This is a genomic window from Arthrobacter sp. UYP4 (assembly GCF_057291175.1).
Genome location: NZ_JBXAVU010000003.1, coordinates 1 through 24,484 on the forward strand (window position 1 = coordinate 1; position 24,484 = coordinate 24,484).

Annotated in this window: 18 protein-coding genes; 4 read left to right on the forward strand and 14 right to left on the reverse strand. The window is 69.6% G+C overall.

Going from position 1 to position 24,484, the window contains the following annotated elements; all coding sequences use genetic code 11:
- Positions 1 to 390: 390 nt before the first annotated feature.
- From glgB to AC0Z9V_RS12235, 3 genes are read right to left on the reverse strand one after another with little or no spacing between them, the layout of a single operon-like run.
- Positions 391 to 4,194, reverse strand: a complete 3,804-nt coding sequence (gene glgB / locus AC0Z9V_RS12225; RefSeq protein ID WP_485141688.1) for a 1,4-alpha-glucan branching protein GlgB — start codon at positions 4,192 to 4,194, stop codon at positions 391 to 393.
- Positions 4,194 to 5,960 (reverse strand): maltose alpha-D-glucosyltransferase, encoded by a 1,767-nt coding sequence (gene treS / locus AC0Z9V_RS12230; RefSeq protein ID WP_485141689.1) that lies wholly within the window; start codon positions 5,958 to 5,960, stop codon positions 4,194 to 4,196. The genes glgB and treS overlap by 1 nt, the downstream gene beginning before the upstream one ends.
- A complete protein-coding gene (locus tag AC0Z9V_RS12235; protein WP_485141690.1) occupies positions 5,960 to 7,999 on the reverse strand; it encodes an alpha-1,4-glucan--maltose-1-phosphate maltosyltransferase in 2,040 nt (679 codons plus the stop codon). The genes treS and AC0Z9V_RS12235 overlap by 1 nt, the downstream gene beginning before the upstream one ends.
- 134 nt (positions 8,000 to 8,133) lie before the next feature.
- Here AC0Z9V_RS12235 and glgP point away from each other — a divergent pair, with 134 nt between their 5' ends.
- Complete coding sequence (gene glgP / locus AC0Z9V_RS12240; protein ID WP_485141691.1) at positions 8,134 to 10,746, forward strand: alpha-glucan family phosphorylase; 2,613 nt, start codon at positions 8,134 to 8,136, stop codon at positions 10,744 to 10,746.
- A gap of 84 nt (positions 10,747 to 10,830) precedes the next feature.
- On the opposite strand, the gene glgX is transcribed toward glgP, so the two are convergent.
- From glgX to AC0Z9V_RS12270, 6 genes are all read right to left on the reverse strand, one after another.
- On the reverse strand, positions 10,831 to 12,933 hold the full coding sequence (gene glgX, locus AC0Z9V_RS12245; RefSeq protein ID WP_485141692.1) for a glycogen debranching protein GlgX: 2,103 nt from the start codon (positions 12,931 to 12,933) through the stop codon (positions 10,831 to 10,833).
- A gap of 7 nt (positions 12,934 to 12,940) precedes the next feature.
- Positions 12,941 to 13,924, reverse strand: a complete 984-nt coding sequence (rlmB, locus tag AC0Z9V_RS12250) for a 23S rRNA (guanosine(2251)-2'-O)-methyltransferase RlmB (RefSeq protein ID WP_133080432.1) — start codon at positions 13,922 to 13,924, stop codon at positions 12,941 to 12,943.
- 146 nt (positions 13,925 to 14,070) lie between these two features.
- Positions 14,071 to 15,543 (reverse strand): cysteine--tRNA ligase, encoded by a 1,473-nt coding sequence (cysS, locus tag AC0Z9V_RS12255; RefSeq protein ID WP_485141693.1) that lies wholly within the window; start codon positions 15,541 to 15,543, stop codon positions 14,071 to 14,073.
- Positions 15,544 to 15,569: 26 nt separating this feature from the next.
- On the reverse strand, positions 15,570 to 16,097 hold the full coding sequence (gene ispF, locus AC0Z9V_RS12260) for a 2-C-methyl-D-erythritol 2,4-cyclodiphosphate synthase (RefSeq protein ID WP_133080430.1): 528 nt from the start codon (positions 16,095 to 16,097) through the stop codon (positions 15,570 to 15,572).
- Positions 16,098 to 16,140: 43 nt separating this feature from the next.
- A complete protein-coding gene (gene ispD, locus AC0Z9V_RS12265; RefSeq protein ID WP_485141694.1) occupies positions 16,141 to 16,896 on the reverse strand; it encodes a 2-C-methyl-D-erythritol 4-phosphate cytidylyltransferase in 756 nt (251 codons plus the stop codon).
- 69 nt (positions 16,897 to 16,965) lie between these two features.
- On the reverse strand, positions 16,966 to 17,448 hold the full coding sequence (locus AC0Z9V_RS12270) for a CarD family transcriptional regulator (protein WP_028280415.1): 483 nt from the start codon (positions 17,446 to 17,448) through the stop codon (positions 16,966 to 16,968).
- Positions 17,449 to 17,706: 258 nt separating this feature from the next.
- On the opposite strand from AC0Z9V_RS12270, the gene AC0Z9V_RS12275 reads away from it, so the two are divergent.
- Entirely contained in the window at positions 17,707 to 18,237 is a 531-nt protein-coding gene (locus AC0Z9V_RS12275; RefSeq protein WP_133080429.1) for a hypothetical protein, read from the forward strand.
- Positions 18,238 to 18,367: 130 nt separating this feature from the next.
- Here the strand turns inward: AC0Z9V_RS12275 and AC0Z9V_RS12280 are convergent, their stop codons facing one another.
- Together AC0Z9V_RS12280 and AC0Z9V_RS12285 are read right to left on the reverse strand one after the other, a co-directional pair.
- Complete coding sequence (locus AC0Z9V_RS12280; protein ID WP_133080428.1) at positions 18,368 to 19,048, reverse strand: response regulator transcription factor; 681 nt, start codon at positions 19,046 to 19,048, stop codon at positions 18,368 to 18,370.
- The gene (locus tag AC0Z9V_RS12285) at positions 19,045 to 20,304 is read right to left on the reverse strand and encodes a sensor histidine kinase (protein WP_485141695.1); all 1,260 of its coding nucleotides are present in this window, start codon (positions 20,302 to 20,304) and stop codon (positions 19,045 to 19,047) included. The genes AC0Z9V_RS12280 and AC0Z9V_RS12285 overlap by 4 nt, the downstream gene beginning before the upstream one ends.
- Positions 20,305 to 20,473: 169 nt before the next feature.
- On the opposite strand from AC0Z9V_RS12285, the gene phoU reads away from it, so the two are divergent.
- Positions 20,474 to 21,133: a phosphate signaling complex protein PhoU gene (gene phoU, locus AC0Z9V_RS12290; RefSeq protein ID WP_133080426.1), complete on the forward strand. Its 660-nt coding sequence runs from the start codon at positions 20,474 to 20,476 to the stop codon at positions 21,131 to 21,133.
- A gap of 84 nt (positions 21,134 to 21,217) precedes the next feature.
- Here the strand turns inward: phoU and AC0Z9V_RS12295 are convergent, their stop codons facing one another.
- Positions 21,218 to 21,964 (reverse strand): phosphoglyceromutase, encoded by a 747-nt coding sequence (locus tag AC0Z9V_RS12295; protein ID WP_133080425.1) that lies wholly within the window; start codon positions 21,962 to 21,964, stop codon positions 21,218 to 21,220.
- Between the two features lie 89 nt (positions 21,965 to 22,053).
- Here AC0Z9V_RS12295 and AC0Z9V_RS12300 point away from each other — a divergent pair, with 89 nt between their 5' ends.
- Positions 22,054 to 22,854, forward strand: coding sequence for a class I SAM-dependent methyltransferase (locus AC0Z9V_RS12300; RefSeq protein ID WP_133080424.1), 801 nt, complete (start codon positions 22,054 to 22,056; stop codon positions 22,852 to 22,854).
- 7 nt (positions 22,855 to 22,861) lie between these two features.
- Here the strand turns inward: AC0Z9V_RS12300 and AC0Z9V_RS12305 are convergent, their stop codons facing one another.
- Positions 22,862 to 23,191: a DUF2516 family protein gene (locus AC0Z9V_RS12305; RefSeq protein ID WP_133080423.1), complete on the reverse strand. Its 330-nt coding sequence runs from the start codon at positions 23,189 to 23,191 to the stop codon at positions 22,862 to 22,864.
- 74 nt (positions 23,192 to 23,265) lie between these two features.
- Positions 23,266 to 24,450, reverse strand: a complete 1,185-nt coding sequence (locus AC0Z9V_RS12310; protein WP_133080422.1) for a PLP-dependent transferase — start codon at positions 24,448 to 24,450, stop codon at positions 23,266 to 23,268.
- Between the last annotated feature and the right edge of the window lie 34 nt (positions 24,451 to 24,484).

The following is a 24,484-nucleotide window of genomic DNA, read 5'->3' on the forward strand; positions in this document are numbered from 1 at the left end:
CACCACACGGGGTGCGGCAACCAGCAAATTCAACCAATCAAAAAACAATCGGTATCAACAAACTTGGCACACTATTGAGTTCTCAAACAACAGGAGCTACCGGCACCAAACACGACCAAACCGCCATGTCCTCGCTCCGAAGCAACTTTCCAAGCTTACCCGCTCTGACTCCGTTTGTCCAAATCGGCCGGTTCCCATGTCCTCCGCTCCCGTTCCCATCCATACGGACGAGAGGAGAGCTTCGATTCTGTGGTTGTCGGCCGACCAGATGACTTCATCAGCGCGGATATAAACGATAGCACCGGTTCGCCCGGAATGCCAACAGCGGCGGATCTCCTTCGGGAAGGGGGTCCGCCGCTGCTGTCGGAGGCTGCGGTCAGGCGGCGATCATCAGGATGCGGCCGGCTTCAGGTACAGCACGCCGAGAGGCGGTACTCGGACGTCGCCGAACGCCGGCTGCCCGTTGTGCGCACCCTCCTGCGCAGTGATGGAGCCACTGTTGCCGACACCCGAGCCGCCGAACTCCTCGTAGTCCGTGTTGAGGACCTCCGTCCACTCCCCCGCCCACGGCAGTCCGACCCGGAAGCCCTCGTGGGGTCCCCCGGCGAAGTTGGCGATGCAGACGAGCGGGTTGCCCTGGTGGTCCCAGCGGATGAAGGACAGCGTGTTGTGCTCGCCGTCGTTCTCGTCGATCCACTGGAAGCCGGCCGGCTCATTGTCCCGCGCATAGAGGGCCGGGGTGTCCCGGTAGATCGTATTGAGCGAACGGACGAGTTCCTGCACCCCCTTGTGGGAAGGGGTCTCCGTGAGCCACCAGTCGAGGCTGTGGTGCTCGGCCCACTCGGCCTCCTGAGCGAACTCGGAACCCATGAAGATCAGCTGCTTGCCCGGATGCGCCCACTGGAAGGCGAGATAGGCACGGACGTTGGCGAGCTGCTGCCAGCGATCACCGGGCATCTTGCGCAGGAGCGATCCCTTGCCGTGCACGACCTCGTCGTGGCTGATGGGCAGCATGAAATTCTCGGTGTAGGCGTACACCATCGAGAACGTCGCCTTGCCGTGGTGGTGCACCCGGTTGATCGGGTCCTCGGAGATGTACTGAAGGGTGTCGTGCATCCAGCCCATGTTCCACTTGATGCCGAACCCGAGACCACCGGAGCTGGTGGGCCTGGTCACGCCGTCGAACGCGGTCGACTCCTCGGCGACCATGACGATGCCCGGCGCCCGCTTGTAGGCGGTCGCGTTGACCTCCTGCAGGAAGGAAATGGCCTCGAGGTTCTCGCGCCCACCGAACCTGTTCGGGCGCCACTGTCCCTCCTCACGCGAGTAGTCCAGGTAGAGCATCGAGGCGACGGCGTCCACGCGCAACCCGTCGATGTGGAACTCCTCGAGCCAGTACAGCGCGTTCGCCACCAGGAAGTTGCGCACCTCGCGACGGCCGAAGTCGAAGATCAGCGTGCCCCAGTCCTGGTGCTCTCCGAGGAACGGGTCGCCGTGCTCGTACAGGGTGCCGCCGTCGAACTTCGCCAGCGCCCACGCGTCCTTCGGGAAGTGGGCCGGGACCCAGTCCATGATGACGCCGATGCCGGCCTGGTGGAGCGCGTCGATCAGGTACTTGAAGTCGTCCGGTGAACCGAAGCGTGACGTCGGCGCGAAGTAGGACGTCACCTGGTAGCCCCACGACCCGCCGAACGGGTGCTCGGCCACGGGCATGAGCTCGACGTGCGTGAAGCCCTGCCAGGTCACGTACTCCACCAGCTGCTCCGCCAGTTCGCGGTAGCTCAGGCCCTGGCGCCAGGATCCGAGGTGCACCTCGTAGACGCTCATCGGGCCGTTGTGGGGGTCGTTCGCCGCACGGGCCTGCATCCACTCGTCGTCGCCGAAGACGTAGGTCGACTCGACGACCTTCGATCCGGTGAGCGGCGGGATCTCGGTTCCGCGCGCCATCGGGTCCGCCTTCTCGCGCCACTGCCCGTCGCTGCCGAGGATCTCGAACTTGTAGCAGGTGCCGGCACCGGCGCCGGGGATGAAGATCTCCCAGATGCCCGAACTGCCGAGCGCCCGCATGGCGTTGACGCTGCCGTCCCAGCCGTTGAAGTCGCCCATGACGCGGACCGCGCGCGCGTTGGGCGCCCACACCGCGAAGGACACGCCCTCGATCTCGCCGAGCACGGAGGAGTAGTGGCGGACATGGGCGCCGAGGGCGGTCCACAGGGTCTCGTGCCGGCCCTCGCCGATCAGGTGCATGTCGATCTCACCGAGTGTCGGCAGGAACCGGTAGGGGTCGTCGACGATCGTCGGTCCGCCGTCGTAGGTGACCTCCAGCCGGTAGTCGGGTACGTGCCCGGGATTCTCGGCCGCCAGGGCACCGACCCAGATGCCGTTGTGCTCGTGCTGGAGCTCCGTACGGCCGGTACCCGTGACCACGACGACGGACTGCGCCAGGCGGCGCAATGTCCGCACGGTGACGACGTCGTCGCTGTCGAGGTGTGCACCCAGCACCGCGTGAGGCTGGTGGTAGACGCCCTCCGAGACCTGCTGCAGCACGGAGGGATCGACGGAGGCGGGAGTCAGGTTGGCGGAGGGCGGGGCGGCCGCATCCGGCGCCGTGTCCCCCACGGTCTCCCGCACCTTGTCCTTCAGGCCGGCCGTCGCAGTCTTCGCGGTCTCGGCCACGGCCTTCGCCGTGCCCGTGACGGTCTTGGCGGCCTTCGCGGCCTTGGCCGCGAGCGACTCCTCGGCCGGGCCCTCGTCGGGGTTCTTCGGAGAATTCATGTCAGCTGCTTTCGTAGCGTCCGCTCCGGGGTGTGCCCCCAGTGCGCGTCGGACATCCCGGACAGGCATTTCCACCCAGTCCGGTCTGTTGCGGATCTCGTAGACGACTTCGTACAGGGCCTTGTCGAGCCAGAGCGCCCGGAACAGCGGACCCGAGGTGTCGACGGGGGCGCCGGACTCCTCCGCGTACCCGTCGAGGAAGGCCTTCCGCGCGGCGTCGGACCATTGCTCGGTCACGGCGGCCTCGGGCGAACCGACCGGCGCTGCTCCCCGCGAGGCGGCAGCGTACTCCAGCGAGCGGACCATCCCGACGACGTCGCGGACCGGGACGTCCGGGACGCTGCGCTCGGCGGTGGGCCGCAGCGGCTCACCCTCGAAGTCGATGACGAGCCAGGTGCCGTCCGGAGCCTGGAGGACCTGGCCGAGGTGGAGGTCGGCATGGATGCGCTGGAGGGGCGGGATGTCCTCGAGGACCTCGATGTCCCGCACGATGCGGTCCACCTCGGCGCCCAGGGGGCCGACAGCGTCGCCTGCTTCCTCCCAGGCCCACCGGATCCGCTGCGCGAGGGCTTCCTTGAAGTCCTTTTCCTCCTCCGCGGTCGCCGTGCGGCTTCCGAAGGCGCCGTCCAGTTGCCGGTGGATCCGTGCGACGGCCCGGCCGAGGCCGCGCGCCTCAGCGGTGAAGTCGGCGGCGGTCGAGGCGGCGAGGGAAGCCGTGCGCCAGGCGTCGGTGCTGCCCTCGACGAAATCGCGCAGGACGCTGACGTGCCCGCTCACGTGGTGGCCGGGACCCGCATGGGCTTCCTGCCAGGTGCCCGTGACCCACCCGAACGTGTCGGGGGTGTCGGTGGACCCGCCGGCGGTGAGGCCGGCGCTGATCTGCACGTCGGGGCTGTCGCCGGCCGCCAGCACACGGAAGAACTTCACGATCATGGAGCCGGGACCGGAGCCGTAGACCACCGAGGTGTTCGACTGCTCGCCCTGCAGCACCTTGACGGGCTGGGCCGAGCCGGATTCCTGGTGTTCCGGCTTCTTGACCACGACGCCGGTCAGCCGCCCGTCAGGGGTACCGGACTCGGACAGCATGAAGTCCACCCAGAGGCGCACGAAATCGGCGTCGTGGGTGGCGTCGTACGCCCAGCGTGTCCCGAGCCCGGGGTGCTCGACCTGCCCGATCAGCCCGGCGACGTCGTCGAGCGGTTCGCTGCGGTAGCTGATCGGCACGCTGACGACGTCGGTGCGCCGTCCGGACTCGACGGCCAGGAAGTGCACCTCGAAGCCTGCAGCGCCGGCAGGGTCCTCCAGGACCGTCCCGCCGACGACCGTCAGAGCGACCTCGCGTCCCTTCGCGGGGAACCACCGCTGGGACGGAAGCCATTCGGTGAGGATCTCCGGGATGAAGGGGGTGTGGGTCGCCATTATCGGATCGCCTCCGGGACGGGGATGACGGGCATCGCCTGCGTGTGCGGCGATGACGTGTTCGAACTGGCGGAGCGCACGCGCAGCCAGAAGAAGTCGTGGCTGCCGAGCGTCAGGGTCATCTCGCCGTCCTCCGCGAACACCGGGAAGATCGAACCGCCGAACAGGTCCCGGAGGCCGCGGCCGCCGAACTCGGGCAGGCGCATCCGCGCCGCCACCGGGTGCTGCGACAGGTTGAAGACGCACAGCACCGACTCCTCGGGCTCGCCCTCGGCGTTGTCGGCATCGACCTCGCGGAGGAACGCCAGGACGTGCTCCGACTCGACGGGGACGTTGCGGTAGGTGCCGAGCCCGAACGCCGGGTGGGCCTTGCGGACGGCCAGCATCTGGCGGACCCAGTGCAGCAGCGAACTGGACGTCGCCATCTGCGCTTCGACGTTCACGTGGTTGTAGTGGTAGACGAGGGACTGGACGACCGGGAGGTAGAGCTTCCCGGGGTCCACCGGGGAGAAGCCGGCGTTGCGGTCCGGGTTCCACTGCATGGGGGTCCGCGACGCGTCACGGTCCTCCAGCCAGATGTTGTCGCCCATCCCGATCTCGTCCCCGTAGTAGAGGAACGGGCTGCCCGGCAGGGACAGCAGCAGGGCGTGGATCAGTTCCACCTCCGCGCGCGAGTTGTCGAGCAGCGGCGACAGGCGCCGCCGGATACCGACGTTGGCCCGCATCCGGGGATCCGGCGCGTACCAGCCGAGCATCGCCTCGCGCTCCTCGTTGGTGACCATCTCGAGCGTGAGCTCGTCGTGGTTGCGCAGGAACGTGCCCCACTGCGCGCCGGCCGGGATGGCCGGGGTCTCCTTCATCGTCTCGATGATGGGTGCCGACTTCTGGTCACGCAGCGCGTAGAAGAGCCGCGGCATGATCGGGAAGTGGAAGGACATGTGGCACTCGGGGCCGTCCTCGTCGCCGAAGTACTCGACGACCTCGTCCGGCATCTGGTTCGCCTCGGCGATGATGACGCGGCCCGGGTAGTTCTCGTCCACCATCGCGCGGAGCCGCTTGAGGAACTCGTGCGTCTTCGGCAGGTTCTCGCAGTTGGTGCCCTCCTCCTCGAACAGGTAGGGGATGGCATCCGCGCGGAAGCCGTCGATGCCCTGGTCGAGCCAGAACTTCACGACGTCGAAGATCGCCTCCTGCACCTTGGGGTTCTCGAAGTTGAGGTCGGGCTGGTGGCTGAAGAACCGGTGCCAGAAGAACTGCCGGCGCACGGGGTCGAACGTCCAGTTCGATTCCTCGGTGTCCACGAAGATGATGCGCGCGTCCTGGTACTTCTCGTCGGTGTCGCTCCAGACGTAGAAGTCGCCGTACGGGCCCTCGGGATCCCTGCGGGACTCCTGGAACCAGTGGTGCTGGTCCGAGGTGTGGTTCACGGGCAGGTCGATGATGACCCGCACGCCGCGGGCGTGAGCCTCGGCGACGAGCCGCTTGAAGTCGCCCAGGGACCCGAACTCGTCGAGGACGTCGTAGTAGTCCGAGATGTCGTAGCCGCCGTCGCGGAGCGGGGACTTGAAGAAGGGCGGCAGCCACAGGCAGTCCACGCCGAGCCACTGGAGGTAGTCCAGCTTGTCGATCAAACCCGAGAGGTCACCGGAGCCGTCCCCGTTCGCATCGGCGAATCCGCGGACCAGGACCTCGTAGAAGACCGCCTTGCGGTACCAGTGGGGGTCGTGGGCCAGTCCAGGTGCGTTGAGCTGGAAAGGGTTGGGCACTAGCGCTGCCTCCTGATCGAGAGAATGTGGGCGGGCTCCACGTGGGCGTCGAGCCGCACGTAGTTGTGCTCGCCCCAGGTGAAGGTCTGTCCCGTGATGAGGTCGTCCACGAGGAACGTGCCGTTCTCGTCGAAGTCCGCGGCATCGAGACCCAACCGCGCGAGGTCGAGCGACACCGTGCTCTCCCTCGTGCTGTGCGGGTCGATGTTCACGACGACGATGATCGTGTCCTTGCCCTCCGCCGTCTGCTTGTGCTTGGCGAAGACCACGGTCGCGGGATCGCTGCTGCCGTGGATGCTGAGGTTCTCGAGGTCGCCGAGCGCGGGGTGCGAGCGGCGGATGGCGTTCAGCCGGGTGATGAACGGCGCCAGCGAGCGCCCCTCGGCCTCGGCCGCGGCGTAGTCCCGGGGGCGGTACTGGAACTTCTCGTTGTCGATGTATTCCTCGGCGCCCGGGCGGGCGACGTGCTCGAACAGCTCGTAGCCGGAGTAGACGCCCCACAGCGGGCTGGCCATGGACGCGAGCACGGCCCGGATCTTGAAGGCGGCCGGGCCCCCGTACTGGAGGTACTCCGTGAGGATGTCCGGGGTGTTCACGAAGAAGTTGGGCCGGAAGTAGGACGGCGAGACCTTGCTGATCTCGGTGAAGTACTCCTCGAGCTCCGTCTTCGTGTTGCGCCAGGTGAAATAGGAGTACGACTGCTGGAAACCGGCACGACCGAGGGCGTGCATCATGGGCGGACGCGTGAAGGCCTCCGCCAGGAAGATGACGTCGGGGTGCTTCCTGTTGACCCGGGCGATCAGCCATTCCCAGAACTGCACGGGCTTGGTGTGCGGGTTGTCGACCCGGAAGATCTTCACGCCGTGCTGGATCCACATGAGGACGATCCGCAGGATCTCCTTCGCGAGGCCCGTGGGATCGTTGTCGAAGTTGATGGGGTAGATGTCCTGGTACTTCTTCGGCGGGTTCTCGGCGTAGGCGATCGACCCGTCCACCCGCGTGGTGAACCACTCGGGGTGGCTCGTGACCCAGGGATGGTCGGGCGCTGCCTGCAGTGCGAGGTCGAGTGCGACCTCGAGGTCCAGCTCCCGTGCCCGCGCCACGAACGCGTCGAAATCGTCGAACGTCCCGAGGTCGGGATGGATCGCGTCGTGGCCCCCGGCCTCGGACCCGATGGCCCACGGTGATCCGGGATCGTTGGGCCCGGCGGTCAGCGTGTTGTTCGGTCCCTTCCGGTGGGTCCGCCCGATGGGGTGGATCGGGGGAAGGTACACGACGTCGAAGTTCATCGCCGCGATGGCGTCGAGGCGCTTCGTCGCCTCACGGAACGTACCGGAGGTCCACTGCGCCGTCTCCGGGTCGTAGGTCGCGCCCTCGGACCGCGGGAAGAACTCGTACCAGGCGGCACGTCCGGCCAGTTCGCGCTCGACGTTGATGGGGTACGCCGGGGAGGCGGTGACGAGCGAGCGGATCGGCTGGCGTGCGATCGCCTCGTGGATCTGCGCCGACAGACCGGCGGCGAGACGTGCCTCAACGCTCTGCGAGGTGTCGGCGAGGGTCGCGGCGGCGCGACGGAAGAGGGTCGCGTCCCGCGCGGTGCGCTCCTCGGCTGCCCGTGTGAACAGCGCGGCGCCTTCGGCGAGCATGAGCTCGACGTCGACCCCTGCCGCGATCTTGATGGTCGCGTCGTGCTCCCACGTCCCGAAGAGGTCCGACCATCCCTCGATGGTGAATGTGTGCGGGCCCTTGGCGCGCGGCGTCAGGGTGCCGGCCCACCGGTCGAGTCCGGACCCCACCGGCGTCATGCGGACGCGCTGCACCTCCTTGCCGCGGGGGTCGTAGAGCACGGCCGATACGCCGAGCTGGTCGTGGCCCTCCCTGAACACGGTCGCACCGACGGCGATGTCCGAGCCGGGGATCGCCTTGGCGGGGAAGCGTCCATCCTCGATGACAGGGGTCACGGCGGTGATGGGGATGCGGCCGAAACGCAGTCCTTCGGGGTACGGGGCATTTCGATTCTGCTCGGTAGGAGTCGTCACCCGTACGACGTTAGCGAGTAATGGGCCGAAATGCTAAGGGAGCTTTGCGTAACATCGGGGCGTACTTCGGAGAACGCAAGCGTTTGCGCGGGAAGCCCTCCCCAGCGCTGGGCAAGTGCGCTAGCGTAACCGGGGTGAAGGCAATCCGCAGATTTACCGTCCGAACCGTCCTCCCCGAGAGCATCGCGCCGCTCGGCAAACTCGCGGGTAATCTGCGGTGGTCGTGGCACCTGCCGACCTCGCGTCTCTTCGAGGAGATCGACCCGGTGGCGTGGGAGGAGAGCGGCCACGATCCGGTGTCCTTCCTCGGGTCGGTCACGCGCGAGCAGCTCCAGCAGCTCGCAGGCGACGAGAAGCTGGTGCGGCGTATCCAGGAGCTCGGCGCCGATCTCGAGAGCTACCTCACGGAACCGCGCTGGTACCAGGGCCTCGGTGACGACGCGCCCCGCAGCATCGCCTACTTCTCCCCCGAGTACGGCATCAGCGCCGTCCTCCCCCAGTACTCCGGCGGCCTCGGCATCCTGGCCGGCGACCACCTCAAGTCCGCGTCGGACCTCGGCGTGCCCCTGGTGGGCGTCGGCCTGCTGTACCAGGCCGGCTACTTCAAGCAGTCGCTCTCCCGGGACGCCTGGCAGCAGGAGACCTATCCCGTCCTCGACCCCGATGGCCTCCCTCTCACCCTGCTCCGTGAGGAGGACGGCTCGGCGGCGAAGGTCGTGCTCCCCCTGCCCAACGGCCGGCAGCTGTCCGCGCACATCTGGCGTGCCGACGTCGGACGCGTCCCCCTCCTGCTGCTCGACTCCAACGTCTCGGAGAACGACGACGCAGCGCGCAACGTCACCGACCGCCTCTACGGCGGCGGCGGGGACCAGCGCCTGCAGCAGGAACTGCTCCTCGGGATGGGCGGCGTCAAGGCGCTGCGCATCTTCCAGCGGCTGACCGGGATCCCGGCGCCCGAGGTGTTCCACACGAATGAGGGCCACGCGGGCTTCCTCGGCATCGAACGCATCCGTGAGCTGATGGACCCGTCCAACGAGTCCCCGATGAGCTGGGAGGAGGCCCTGACGGCCGGCCGCGCGTCGACCGTGTTCACCACCCACACCCCGGTTCCTGCGGGCATCGACCGCTTCGACCGCGCCCAGATCGAGCACTTCTTCCACGCGGGCCTCGCGCCGGCCGTCCCGACGGACCGCGTCCTGGCCCTCGGCGCCGAGAACTACGCGGACGGCGATCCGACGAAGTTCAACATGGCGGTCATGGGCCTGCGCCTGGCGCAGCGGGCCAACGGTGTCGCGAAGCTGCACGGCGAGGTCTCGCGGGGCATGTTCTCGGGTCTCTGGCCGGGATTCGACGCACGCGAGGTGCCCATCACCTCCGTCACGAACGGTGTCCACGTCCCGAGCTGGGTCGACCCGCAGATCGCGGACTTCGCGCTGTCCCACTTCGGCGCCGAGTCGGTGCTCGACGCGCAGTGGAGCAAGGTCTACGACGTGCCCGACACGGACATCTGGGCCCTGCGCCGCAGCCTCCGCTCCAATCTCGTGGACGATGTCCGCCGCCGGCTCCGTGCCTCCTGGAAGAAGCGCGGCGCCGCGGACGCCGAGCTGACCTGGACGGACTCGGTGCTGGACCCGGACGTCCTCACCATCGGCTTCGCCCGCCGCGTGCCGACCTACAAGCGGCTCACGCTCATGCTGCGCGACCCCGCCCGCCTGAAGGCGCTGCTCCTGCATCCGAAGCACCCGATCCAGCTGGTGATCGCCGGCAAGTCGCACCCCGCCGACGAGCAGGGCAAGCGCATGATCCAGGACCTCGTCCGCTTCACGGACGATCCCGAGGTACGCCACCGCATCGTCTTCCTGCCCAACTACGACATCGCGATGGCGCTCACGCTCTTCCCGGGCTGCGACGTCTGGCTGAACAACCCGCTGCGCCCGCTCGAGGCCTGTGGCACCTCCGGCATGAAGGCGGCCATCAACGGCGGGCTCAACCTGTCCGTCCTGGACGGCTGGTGGGACGAGATGTACGACGGCGACAACGGCTGGGCGATCCCGACCGCGAACAACGGTGCCTCCGCGGACGAGCGCGACGACATCGAGGCGGCAGCACTGTACGACCTCCTCGAGACGCAGGTGGGCCCGCGCTTCTACTCGCTGGTCCCCGCCGAGGGGGCCGGCGCCGCCGGTCCGTCGGAGCCCTCCCGCGACGGCGTGCCGCACCAGTGGATCGCGATGATCAAGCACACCATGGCGACGCTCGGCCCCGCCGTGTCGGCCGACCGCATGCTGCAGGACTACGTGGAGAAGCTCTACCGTCCCGCCTGGCGCTCGGGCCAGGCGGCGGCGTCGGACTCCTTCGCCCTCGCCAAGCGGACCGCGGCCTGGCGCTCACGCGTCCAGGGCAGCTGGCCCGCCGTGCAGGTGGAGCACGTGGACTCGACCGGCGTGTCCGAGGACCCGCAGATCGGTGATTCCCTGACCGTGAACGCCTACGTGGCACTCGGCGGGCTCGACCCGGACGACGTGGCCGTCGAGGTGGCCTACGGCCGCGCACTTGAGAGCGACGAGCTGAGCGACGTGGCCGTCGACGACCTCACCGTCGCCGAGAACCTCGGCAGCGGGCGCTACCTCTTCACGGGCAGTATCCGGATCGACCACTCGGGGTCCTTCGGCTACACCGTGCGCGTGCTCCCGAAGCACTCGACCCTCGCCACGAAGGCCGAGCTCGGACTCGTCGTCAACGCCTGATCGACGACGCGCCCCTCCGGACGCGACGCAGCCCGGGACCGGACGGTCCCGGGCTTCGTCGTTCCCGGCGTGGGCCGGACGGACTCAGCAGCGGTAGATCCGCACCGAGTCGGCGGCGACGGTGTCGGCCTCGCCCGAGAGCAGCCGGCCGGCGTCGGTCGGCGCACCCCTCGCCGCGGAGTCGAAGGTCTGCGTGAAGGAGCGCGGCTGTTCGCCGGTCACGCCCTGCCCCTGCAGGATCCAGGCCGACGGCAGATGGATGCGCGTCTCGCGGAGCGAACCGTTGATCACCACGAGGCCGTTGATCCTCCCGCCCGTGGAGCCCAGCAGGAGCTGGACGGTCCGGGTGGCCGGGTCGTTCCACTCCTGCGCCGTCATCGGCAGGCCCGCGGCGTTGAACCACAGGAGGGTGGACTGGTCGCTCCGTGACGGGAAGGTGGCGGGCTGCGCGGCCAGGAAGTCGCGTCGGATGGACAGCAGCGTGCGCGTGGCGGCCAGCATGTCCCGGGACGCGGCGTCGTCCGACCACTGCACCCACGCGAGGTCGTTGTCCTGGCAGTACGCGTTGTTGTTGCCGCGCTGCGTCCGGCCCCGTTCGTCCCCGGCGGTGATCATCGGGACGCCGAGCGAGATCAGCAGCGAGGCCATCACATTGCGGGCGCTCTTCTCACGGGCTGCGAGGATGCCCTCGTCCTCCGTGCGGCCCTCGGCCCCGTGGTTGTAGCTGCGGTTGTCGTTGGACCCGTCGCGGTTGCCTTCGCCGTTGGCCTCGTTGTGCTTGCGCTCGTACGCCGTGAGGTCGGCCAGCGTGAAGCCGTCGTGGGCCGTGACCATGTTGACCGACGCCAGCGGGCTCCGGCCGGATCCGGCGAAGGTATCGGCCGACCCGGCGAGCCGGCCGGCCAGGCGTGCCGGCGAGGACCCCGTGCCACCGGCCGCGATGGACGCGACGTCCCGCAGCCAGAAGTCGCGGACGGTGTCCCGGAAGCCGTCGTTCCAGTCCGCCCAGCCCACCGGGAACCTCCCGGTCTGCCAGCCGTCCGGCCCGAGGTCCCACGGCTCGGTGATGAGCTTCGTGCCGCGCAGGGCCTTCGAGGCGCCGGCCGCGACCAGGAAGGGGTGGCGCGGCGTGAACGTGTTGTTCTCGTCGCGGGCGAGGGTGACGGCGAGGTCGAAGCGGAAGCCGTCCACGTGGCATTCCTCGACCCAGTAGCGCAGCGAGTCGAGCGCGAACTCCACGACCCGGGGCTGCGAGAAGTCCAGGCTGTTGCCGCACCCGGTCGTGTCGACGTACCGCCGGGCGTCGTCGTGCCGGTAGTAGTCCCGATCCCCGAGCCCGCGCCAGCACAGGGCCGGGCGGTGCTGCTCACCCTCGGCCGTGTGGTTGTAGACGACGTCGAGGAGGACCTCGAGCCCGGCCTCGTGCAGGGCGCGGACCATGCCCTTGAATTCGTCGAGCACCGCGTCCGGTCCCGCCTCGCGCGCGGCCGCTGTGGCATAGGCGGAGTGCGCCGAGAAGAATCCGAGCGTGTTGTAGCCCCAGTAGTTGCCCAGGCCGAGCGGCTCGAGGTGCGGCTCGTCGATGGAGAAGTGGATCGGCAGCAGCTCGACCGCGGTCACCCCGAGATCGCGGAGGTATCCGGTCATCACCGGGTGCGCCAGTCCGGCGTAGGTGCCCCGCAGCTCCTCGGGGATCCCGGGGTGGGCCTTCGTGAGACCCTTCACATGCGCTTCGTAGATGACGCTGTCGCGCCAGGGCGTGCGCGGGTGCTCACTCGTCCCCCAGTCGAACGTGTGCTCGAGGAAGACCGAGTAGTAGGAGCGCGACGGCGGCTCATCGGTCCCGGCGGCGGGTCCGATCGGCTCGACCGCGCGTGCGTAGGGATCGAGCAGCAGCTGGGCCGTCCCGGGAGCTCCGGGAAGGTCCTCGCCGGTGGGCCAGAAGGCGTAGAGCGCCCCCGGCGCCACCGGTCCCACCACACCGTGGTGGACGCCGCCGTCGAGCCCCACGAGCGTCTCGGACGTCCAGGTGCCGTCGGCGCGGCACCAGTGCACGTCCATGGAGGCGATGCCGGGCGCCCACACCGCGGCATTCGCGTGCCCGTCCTGGCTCCATGCCCCCTTGACGGAGTGGAGCCCGAGCGGGAACTCGCGGGAGGCGCGCGTCAGCGGTGCGGGGTTGACCATGCCCGGGTCAGGCCGAACGCTGGCGGGACACCTCGTACAGCGTGATCCCCACCGCCATCGACGCGTTGAGCGACTCCATGGCGGAGTCGATCGGGATGGAGACGATCTGGTCGCAGTTCTCGCGGACGAGCCGAGACAGGCCCTTGCCCTCGGAGCCGACGACGATGCAGATGGGGTCGCGGCCCAGGGACAGCTCGGGCAGCGAGACGTCGCCGTCGCCGTCGAGCCCGAGGACGAAGATGCCCTTGTCCTTGAAGGACTTCAGGGCCGAGTTCAGGTTGCCGACGCGCGCGACGGGGACCCGGACGGCGGCACCGGCGCTGGTCTTCCAGGCCGACGCCGTTACACCGACGGAACGCCGCTCCGGCACGATGACGCCATGGCTGCTGAAGGCGGATGCCGAGCGGATGATGGCCCCGAGGTTGCGGGGATCGGTGATGCCGTCGAGGGCCACGAACAGCGGGGCGTTCCCGATGTGGCCGCGCCTGTACCGCTCGATCGTCTCGTCCACGAGGTCCAGGGCATCGGCGTACTCGTAGGGCGGGACCTGCAGCATGAGGCCCTGGTGCACCGCGCCGTCCGTCATGCGGTCGAGTTCGGGCTTGCCCGTCTCCATGACCGGGATGCCGCGCTCGGCCGCCATCTTCAGCGACTCCCGCACGCGGTCGTCCATCTCGATGCGGATCGCGACGTGCAGCGCCTTCGCAGGGATGCCCGCGCGGAGGGCCTCCACCACCGAGTTGCGGCCGGTCACGACCTCCTCGGCGGCCTTGCCCTTGGTGCGGCCCGTGCCGGCGTTCTTCCCGCCGGCGCGCTTGGCCGCGGAACGCTCCGAGAGCTCCTTGTTCTTGTACGCCTTGTGGTACGGGCGGTCCTCCGCCTTGGGAGTGGGTCCCTTGCCCTCGAGCGATTTGCGTCCGTGGCCGCCGGTGCCGATGGTGGGGCCCTTTTTCGTTTTGCGAACCGCGCCTGGACGTCCGTGACTGGCCATGGAGAGAACACCTTTATATAGAAGAAGAATCCCCTCCAGTTTACGCGGAGCCGGTGCAGTGCCCCGGCATCCGCGATCCGGACGCGATCCGGACGCGATCCGGACGTGATCCGCCCCTGGACGGGACGGCGTCGGACGCCCCGCCGTCAGTCCCCCGAGAGGGACCAGGTGACGCCGTCCGCCGAGTCCTCGAGGGTGATCCCCGCGGCCGCCAGTGCGTCCCGGATGGCGTCCGCCCGCGCCCAGTCCCGTGCACTCCGTGCATCCGCACGGTCGGCGATGCGGTCCTGGACCAGGGCGTCGAGGGCCCTCGACGCCCCCGCCCCCGCCCCCGCCACGGTCGGCGCGGCGGGGTCCGCGGCGTCGTCGAGCCCGAGGACCGCGGTCATGGCGACGACGGCGGCGAGGCCGGTCCGGGTGGCGGCGTCGTCCCCGGCGGCCAGGGCGGTGTTGCCACTGCGCACGGTGGTGTGGAGGACCGCGAGGGCCTGGGGCACGTTGAGGTCGTCGTCCATCGCGGCGGCGAACTCCGGCGGCAGGCTTCCCGCGCTGACGGGTCCGCGCGCCGGTGCGCCGACGCGGGCGGACGCCTTGGCGATGAAGCCGTCGATCCGCGCCACCGCGGACGCCGCCTCCTGCAGCGAGGTCGCGCGGTAGTCGAGGACCGAGCGGTAGTGGGCCTGCCCGAGGTAGTAGCGGACCACGCGGGGACCCGCCGCCTCGATCATCTCCCGGGGGCTGACGGTGTTGCCGATCGACTTCGACATCTTCTCGCCGCCGTACGTCACCATCCCGTTGTGCATCCAGAAGCGGGCGAAGGCGTGCCCGGCCGCCTGCGACTGGGCCATCTCGTTCTCGTGGTGGGGGAAGCGCAGGTCCAGGCCGCCGCCGTGGATGTCGAACTCCGTCCCGAGGTACTTCGTGACCATGCTCGAGCATTCGAGGTGCCACCCCGGCCGGCCGGTACCCCAGGGACTGGTCCACGACGCGGTCGCGGGATCGGTGTCCTTGGAACCCTTCCAGAGCGCGAAGTCGCGCGGATCCTTCTTGCCGCGCGGATCGGCGTCGGGCGCGGCCTGCATGTCGTCGATGTCCTGGCGCGTCAGGCTGCCGTAGGCGGGCCAGGAGCGGACGTCGAAGTAGACGTCGCCCGACCCGTCCGGCGCCGGATAGGCATGACCGCGCTCGATCAGGAGCTGGATGAGTGCGTGCATCTCCGGGATGTGTCCGGTGGCGCGCGGCTCGTACGTGGGCGGTCGGACGCCGAGGGCCGCGTAGGCGCGGTGGAATTCCTGCTCGAACCGGTACGCGAGCGCCCACCACGGCTCCTCGGGCACCACCGAGGGGTCCTGCTCCGCGGCCCCCTCGCGGAACGAGTCCTCGGACTTGGCGAGGATCTTGTCGTCGATGTCCGTCACGTTCCGCACGACGGTGACCCGCAGTCCGCGCGCCTCCAGCCAGCGCGTGAGCTGGTCGAAGGCGATCGCTGACCGCACGTGGCCCACGTGGGGCAGGCCCTGGACGGTGGCCCCGCAGTAGTAGAGACTCGCCCGGCCCGGTTCGAGGGGCTCGAAGGGGCGCACCTCGGCGCGGGCGGTGTCATAGAATCGCAGGCTCACCGGTCCAGATTACCCGGCGGCGGCGGTCAGGCTGCCGGTCCCGCCGGCGTCGGGCGGTGTGCGGAACGTACGACGACGGCGGTCGCGATGGCAGCGATGCCCTCTCCCCTGCCGGTCAGGCCCAGGCCGTCGGTGGTGGTGGCCGAGATGCTGACCGGTGCCTGCGCGGCATCCGACAGCGCCGCCTCCGCCTCTGCGCGTCGGGGGGAGAACTTGGGCCGGTTGCCGATGAGCTGCACCGCGATGTTGCCGATGTCGAAGCCCGCCTCCCTCACGATTCCCGCGGCGGCGGACAGCAGGGCATGTCCGGAGGCGCCTGCGTACTCCGGGCGATCCGTGCCGAAGTGGGTGCCGAGGTCCCCCACGCCCGCCGCGGAGAACAGCGCGTCGGCTGCCGCGTGGGCGACGGCGTCGCCGTCGGAATGACCCGACAGCCCCCGTTCCCCCTCCCAGAGCAGGCCGGCGAGCCAGAGCGGGGCGTCGTCGGAGGCGAAGGCGTGGACGTCGACGCCGATCCCGGTCCGGGGAAGACGGTCGTGCTCACTCAGGTACATGTGCGCTCCTGTGCTGGGTCGGTGGGGCGGGGCTGGGAGTGCGTCAGGGGTCGGCCACCGGCCGCGCCGCGGTGTGCTGCGCGAGCGCCGCCTCCGCGACCACGAGGTCGAGGGGCGTGGTGACCTTGAAGGCGAGGGCGTCGCCGTCGACGACGCGCACCGTGGTGCCCCCCGCCTCCATCAGCATGGCGTCGTCGGTGACCCCGGGGTCACCCGCAGAGGGACCGGCATGCGCAGCGCGCAGGCGGTCGGCGGCGAAGCCCTGCGGGGTCTGCACGGCGCGCAGGGTGGCGCGATCCGGAGTCGCGGTGACGACGTCGCCCTCCACAGTCTTCACCGTGTCCACGACGGGCAGCACCGGGATCACCGCCGGTGCGCCGGATCGGACAGCTGCGGCGACCCGCTGGAAGACCGCGGGCGGGGTCAGGGCACGGGCCGCGTCATGGACCAGGACGACGCCGACCGACGGCGGCAGGGCCTCGAGCCCTGCGCGCACGGACGCGGACCGCGTGGCGCCGCCGGTCACGGCCGAGATGCGCGGCCCGGAGTCCCCGGAGGCCTGCTGTGCGCGCGCGACGACGTCGGACAGCACGGTGTCGCCGGCGGGCAGGACCGCCACGACGACCGCTGCGACCCCCGACGCCACGACCGCTTCCAGGGAGTGCTGCAGGAGGGTGCGGCCACCGCAGAGGACGCGGGCCTTCGGGATGCCCTGCCCGAGGCGCTGACCCGAACCGGCGGCCACCACGATGACGCCCGTCGGGGCATCGGCGGCAGGAGGCACGTTGTTCTCGGACACTCCGTCACCCTATGACAGAGCAACAAAAAAGAGGGACCCGAAGGTCCCTCTTCCCGTGCGGTCCGACTCCTAGGAGGCGAGGACCTCGTCGAGAACGCTTGCCGCCTTCTCTTCGTCGGTCTTCTCCGCGAGTGCGAGTTCGGAGATCAGGATCTGGCGCGCTTTCGCGAGCATCCTCTTCTCCCCGGCCGAGAGCCCACGGTCGTGGTCGCGGCGCCAGAGGTCGCGGACGACCTCTGCCACCTTGATCACGTCGCCCGACGCGAGCTTCTCGAGGTTCGCCTTATAGCGGCGCGACCAGTTGGTGGGCTCTTCCGTGAATTCGGCCCGCAGGACGTCGAACACATGCTCGAGCCCTTCCTTGCCCACCACGTCGCGAACCCCTACGAGGTCAACGTTCTCTGCTGGTACTTCTATCGTCAGATCACCCTGTGCCACCTTGAGCTTGAGATACATCTTCTCTTCGCCCTTGATGACGCGCATCTTGATCTCTTCGATCTTCGCTGCGCCGTGGTGAGGGTAAACAACTGTTTCGCCGACCTCAAAAACCATGTGGACTTTCCCCTTTCCCGCCAGTCAGTTTATCACGGCAACGACACGCCCGACCCCGCGTTTTCGCAGGTCAGGCCGCCGGAACAAGCCCATTTGGCTATGATTCGCCTCTTGACGGGACGTGCTTTTGGTGATCCTCCACGCGCGGGTGCGACGAAACGGACACCACGGTTCGAGCCCGTTGCCGATAGTCTGTTGGATAGGTCCGCACCGGATTACGTCCCTGTCCCACCTGTTGAACCCCCAGGAGTTTGTGCTGTGAATTGTGCACCGAAGAACCGAGCGCAGCAGGCCGTTGCTGCCGGCGCCGTGCTGCTGATGCTGGGCGTCTCCGGCTGCAGCTTCACCGCGGACCAGTCGACGGCCGATCCGTACGCCGCGTCGGACGGCATCGTGAAGGATCTCGGCCCGGTTCTGCTGCGCAACATCCTGATCGTCGGCCGCGACGACGAGACCGCCGGCCGCCTCGTGGGCACCGTCTTCAACACGAGCGATGATCCCGTGGACCTGTCCATCCAGGCCGGCGGCGCCGCCACCAGCGTCACGATCGAGGGCCAGGGCCAGTTCACGTTCGAGGACGAGACCACGGACGACGCCACCCTCGAAGGCATCGAGGATCTCCCGGGGTCCCTCGTCGACGTCGACTTCGATGTCGAGGGCGAGGAGGCGACCTTCGAGGTTCCCGTGCTCGACGGGACGCTGGAGGAGTACCGTGAATTCGTCCCCGGCGGCTACACGCCGAGGCCGAGCGAGCCCGCCGCCACCGAGGAAGCCGAAGAGGGCGAGTAGGCCCTCCGCCCACTCCCGCAGACACGCATGCCCGCCTCCGATCGATCGGAGGCGGGCATTCGTGTCCGTGCCGCAGCACCGGGGCGTCCCGGTCCTGGCTCCCCGCCGGACCACGGGAGCCCCGCGCGGCTCAGGGCTCGTACTTGTAGCCGAGCCCTCGCACGGTGATGAGGTAGCGGGGGTTCGAGGGGTCGGGTTCGACCTTCCCGCGCAGCCGCTTGACGTGGACGTCGAGGGTCTTGGTGTCCCCCACGTAGTCGGAGCCCCAGACGCGATCGATGAGCTGGCCGCGCGTCAGGACCCTGCCGGAGTTCCGCAGCAGCATCTCGAGCAGCTCGAACTCCTTCAGGGGAAGCGCCACCTGTTCGCCGTCGACGCTGACCACGTGGCGCTCGATGTCCATGCGGACCGGTCCGGCCTGGATGGTGTTCGGGATCAGCTCCTCGGGCTCGCCCTGGCGCCGCAGGACCGCCCGGACGCGCGCCACCAGTTCCCTCGACGAGTACGGCTTGGTCACGTAGTCGTCGGCGCCGAGCTCCAGGCCCACCACCTTGTCGATCTCGGCGTCCTTCGCCGTGAGCATGATGACCGGGACGCTCGAGCGCTGGCGCAGCTGGCGGCACACCTCCGTCCCGGAGAGCCCCGGCAGCTGGAGGTCCAGCAGCACGAGGTCCGCACCGGTGCGGTCGAACTCGGTCACGGCGTCGAGGCCGTTGTCCACGACGGACACCTCGAAGCCTTCCTTGCCGAGGAGGTAGGACAGCGGGTCGCTGAACGACTCCTCGTCCTCGACGATCAGAATGCGGCTCAAGCCTTGACTCCCTGCTCATGGACAGCGGCGCTGTCCTTCTTCCCTGACGTCCTGTCCGGCCCCTGCGCGGCCCGGTCCGCAGCCGCCGCGGCGGCTCCACCCGGGACCGCGTCGCCGACCGCGTCGTCGGGGGTCCCCTCCATCTCCGGCAGGCGGACCGTGAAGGTACTGCCCTGGCCGGCCTGCGACCAGACGGTCACCTCACCGCCGTGGTTGGACACGACGTGCTTGACGATGCTGAGGCCCAGGCCCGTGCCGCCCGTCTGCCGTGACCGTGCGGCGTCGATCCGGTAGAACCGTTCGAAGATGCGCTCCTGCTCCTCCGGCGTGATGCCCGAGCCCTGGTCCGTGACCGACACCTGGACGAGTCCGTCCCTGGCCCGGACCCCGACGCCGACCCTCGTGCCCTCGGGCGAGTAGCGGATGGCGTTGTCGATGAGGTTGCGGAAGGCCGTCATGAGCAGTTCGCGGTCGCCGTACACCGGCGTCGCCACGGAGCCGCCGACCACGATGTCGATCTGCTTGCTCTCGGCGGGCAGCTTGTTGCGGTCCACGGCCTCCGCGATCACCGAGTTGACGTCCACCGGCTTCCCGCGGCGCACGACGTCGGCGCCCTGCAGCCGGGAGAGCTCGATGATGTCCTGGACCAGCGCGGACAGGCGCCCGGACTCCTTGTGCATGCGCTGGGCGAAGCGCCGCACGGCGATCTCGTCCTCGGCGGCCTCGTCGATGGCCTCGGCCAGGAGGGAGATGGCACCCACCGGCGTCTTCAGTTCGTGCGAGACGTTCGCGACGAAGTCGTTGCGGATCTCCTCGCTGCGCGTGATCTCCGTGCGGTCGTCCGCGAGGATCAGGATGTACTCGGCGCCGAGGGCGGCGACGCGGACCTGGACCACGATGGTGCCCTGCCCCAGCGGCCCGCGGGGCAGCTCGAGCTGCTGCTGCTCGATCACGCCGTCGCGCCGCACGCGCGCCGTGAGGTCCAGCAGCTCCGAGTGGACCATGGTGTGTCCCCGGACCAGGCCGAACGCGTACGCGGCCGGGCTCGCGCGGACCACGCCGTCGATCGCGTCCACGATGACGTACGCGCGTCCGATGATCGAGAGGACCTCCGCGGCGCCGTCGGGCAGCGTGGGTTCGTCCTCGTAGAGGAGCCGGAGCCGCTGTGCCTCGCTCGCACGGAACGCCGCCATGCCGCTCACGCCGAGGGCGAGGCCGACCAGCCCGGCCACGAGCGTCAGGAGAAGGGGGTCCACGGACATAGCTTATGCGCTGTCCCCGGCGGTCCCGGCCGATCCGGTGGCAATAGATAAGGGGTTCAACTAACGTTCATCGGAAGCGGGGAAACAGTTCACCGCTGGCTGGAAGTGTCGTCGGCGGAACTGTGACAACGGTCGATTCGAACTTCCAGGGAAGGAAGCCCACGTGCGCAAGGTTTTTCAGGCCGAGCTACACCAGATCGGCGAGGAGCTGATCGAGATCTCGCAGCTGGTGTCCGAGGCCATCCAGAAGGCCAACAGCGCTTTCCAGGGTGCCGATACCGAGCTCGCGCAGGAGGTCATCGCCGCGGACGCGCGGATCGACTTCCTCCAGAACTCCCTCGACGAGCGTGCGATCGACGTCCTCGCACTCCAGGGGCCGGTGGCGTCCGACCTCCGCATGATCGTCGGCGCCCTGCGGATGAGCGCATCGCTCGAGCGCATGGGCGACCTCGCCCGCCACGTGGCGCAGCTCGCCCGGCTGCGCTTCCCCGCGAACGTCATCCCCGAGGGGATCCGGCCCACGTTCGACGAGCTCGCCGAGCTGGACGTGCAGATCGCTGCCAAGGTCACCGAACTCCTGGAGACCCGCAACCTCGAGCTAAGCAACGAGATCAATGCCGCCAACGCCCGCGTGAACGAGCTGCACGCCAGCGTCTTCAAGGCCGTCGCCGCGGAGGACTGGAACGAGAGCGCGCCCACGACCGTCGACGTCACGCTCGCGAGCCGCTACTACGAGCGCTTCGCGGACCACGGCGTCTCGGTGGCCCGCAAGGTCGCCTACCTCGTCACGGGCGAGTGGCAGCCCAGCGCACCGCTGAGCTGATCCACCGGGCCGGGAGGCCCGGACAGGACGAGAACGACGGCGGCCCCCGCAGGGACCGCCGTCGTTCCTGTCCGGGCGTCGGGACTAGTGCTTGCCCTGGTTCGCGACGGCCTCGATGGCCGCGGCTGCGGCATCGGCGTCGAGGTAGGTGCCACCGGCCTTCACGGGCTTGAGGTCGTCGTCGAGCTCGTACACGAGGGGGATCCCGGTGGGGATGTTCAGCGCGGCGATGTCCTTGTCGCTGATGCCGTCGAGGTGCTTCACGAGGGCGCGCAGCGAGTTGCCGTGGGCGGCGATCAGGACGGTCCTGCCGGCCCGGATGTCCACCGTGATGTCGGACTCCCAGTACGGCAGGAAGCGCTCGAGGACGTCCTTGAGGCACTCCGTGCGGGGGACGTCGTCGCCGAGGTCCGCGTAGCGCGGGTCGTTCGCCTGCGAGTACTCGCTGGCGTCGTCGAGGGGCGGCGGCGGGGTGTCGTAGGACCGGCGCCACTCCATGAACTGCTGCTCGCCGTACTCCGCGAGGGTCTGGGCCTTGTCCTTGCCCTGCAGCGCGCCGTAGTGGCGCTCGTTGAGGCGCCAGTTGCGCTTGACGTCGATCCAGCTGCGGTCGGCGGCCTCGAGCGCGAGATTCGCGGTGATGATCGCACGCTTCTGCCGGGACGTGTAGACGATGTCGGGGAGGATGCCGGCCTCCGTCAGCAGGTGGCCGCCGCGGGTGGCCTCCTCGCGGCCCTTCTCCGTCAGGGCCACGTCCACCCAGCCGGTGAAGAGGTTCTTCTCGTTCCATTCGCTCTGCCCGTGGCGCAGCAGGATCAGTGTGTAGGTCATGCGTCCTAGTCTGCCGTATCGCGCTGCACGGGTCATGCCGGAGGCGGCCTGTTCCGCCCAGTGTTAAGCGGGTGTCCTACCCTTGATGAGTGCCCCCGCGTCCCCGTTCCCCGAAGCCCCTCGGGACCATCACGCGCGGCACCACGAACCCCAACCGCCTGCGCCGCGTGGACCGCTGGCTCGCCGGCCCCGAGGCGTACCGCCTCCGCCGTGCGGTCGATCCGCTCGTGGTCGACCTCGGGTACGGAGCGGCTCCGGTCACCGCCGTCGAACTGTTCATGCGCCTGCGGGCCGTACGCGACGACGTCGAGGTGGTCGGGATCGAGATCGATCCGGCACGCGTGGCGGCGGCGGCACCCCTCGCCCGCCCGGGCCTGGCCTTCCGGCAGGGCGGGTTCGAACTGCCCCTCGACGGGCGGCGGCCCGTTCTCGTGCGTGCCTTCAACGTGCTGCGGCAGTACGGCGAGGAGGAGTACGCGGCCTACTGGGACGAGGTGCGCTCCCGACTGGCGCCGGGCGGGCTGTTCGTCGACGGGACGTGCGACGAGATCGGGCGCCGGTCGACGTGGGCGGCTCTCGATCCGGAGGGACCGGTGTCGCTGAGCATCTCGCTCCGGTTCGGTGCCTTCACGCTCCCGTCCGATGTGGCGGAACGTCTCCCGAAGGCGCTGATCCACCGGAACGTCGAGGGCGAACGCGTCCACGGCTACCTGCGCGCCCTGGACAGGGCCTGGCTCGATGCCGCAGCGCTCGCATCGTTCGGGAACCGGCAGCGGTGGGTCGAGACGTGCCGTGCGATGAAGGGCGACGGGTGGCCGCTGCTGGGCGACGCGTCACGCTGGCGGCTGGGTGAGGTGACCGTGGCCTGGAGCGCGGTCGCGCCCGGCTAGCGGAGGCCTACCAGGGCCCGTACGGTCCCTGGTTCCCGCCGCGGCCGGAGGTCTGGCTCACGGCGGGCTTCACATCCGCGAGGTAGACGCAGGCGGCGACGATGGCGACCAGCTGGAAGAGGTTGAAGCCGCCGCGGCCGCCGAGGGCCGACAGCAGTCCGACGACCACGGCACCACCGGTGAGGGCGAGCCAGAAACCCTTGGTCCGCTTGAACGCCGCCTCGAAGGACGTCCCGGGACGCCGGATGCAGTCGGAGAAGGCCCACACCTCGATCCCCAGCGCCACGAGGCCGAGCGCGAGGTACAGGTAGTACTGGATGCCGTATACGAGAGCCACGCAGTCAGCTTAGCTGGCCTGCGCTCCGAGACGCACCGGGACGCCGCCCGGCGTGCCCGCGGCGCCCTGCAGGATCAGAGACCGCCGTCCCGCCTGCCCGCTGCACGGCGGAGCGCCTGCTCGAGGTCCGCCCACAGGTCGTCGGGGTTCTCGATACCGACCGACAGGCGCACGAGCGATTCCGGGACGGTGACCGGTTCGGCGGGCTGGCGCCGTCGCCGTTCGACCAGCGACTCCACGCCGCCGAGCGAGGTCGCGGGCAGCCAGAGTTGCACCGCCGAGACCAGGGCGTCGGCCGTGGCGACGTCCTCGAGCTCGATGCTGACGATGCCGCCGAAGCCGTTGAACTGGGCGGCAGCGCGCTCGTGGCCCGGGTCCGTCGGCAGCCCCGGGTAGCGCACACGGCGCACGGCGGGATGGTCGGCGAGCCGGTGCGCGAGCGACGCGGCCGTGGACTGGCTCCGCTCCATCCGCAGTGCGAGCGTGCGCAGTCCGCGCAGGGCGAGCCAGACCTCGAACGGCCCGGCGATGGCGCCGTGCAGGGTGCGGTGCGCCAGGAGCCGCGCGCGCAGGTCCGCCTCCGAGGTGACGAGTGCACCGAGGACGACGTCGGAGTGGCCGGCCAGCCACTTGGTGACGGAGTGGAGGACGACGTCGACGCCGGCTTCGAGCGGCCGGTGGACGATGGGCGTGTTGAAGGTGTTGTCCGCGACGACGACGGCGCCGGTCGCGTGGGCGGCGTCCGTCAGGACGGACAGCTCCGCGACCTCGAGCATCGGGTTCGTGGGGCTCTCGAGCCAGAGCATGACCTGGCCGGCGTCGAACCGCCCGGCGAGCGCGTCGAGGAGCGCGAGGACCGCCGCGGTGTCGGCGATGTCGACGGCGTGCAGCTCGAAGCGGCCCTGCGCGGCGAGGTCCGCGGCGAGGCTGATCGAGCCGGCGTAGGCGTGGCGGGGCATGACGACGGCTCCCCCGGTGGGCACGAGGGACAGCGCGGCGGCGGCCGCCCCGAGACCCGAGCCGAAGACGAGGGCGGGGAGGTCCGCCCCCTCGAGTGCGCCCAGCGCCTCCTCGAAGGGGTCCCAGGTGGGGTTGGAGCCGCGCGCGTAGATGCGGTCGCCCGCCTCCGGTGCGCGCGTCTCGTGGTACGTCGTCGAGAGGACGATCGGTGCGTTGACGGGCGAGTCGTGCTCGCGGGGAGGACGTCCTGCCGCGACGGTGAGGGTGTCCGGGGCCAGGTCCGTGAGCTCGAGTGCCATTCCACGAGCCTAGCGCCGGGTCCGTGGGACCGGC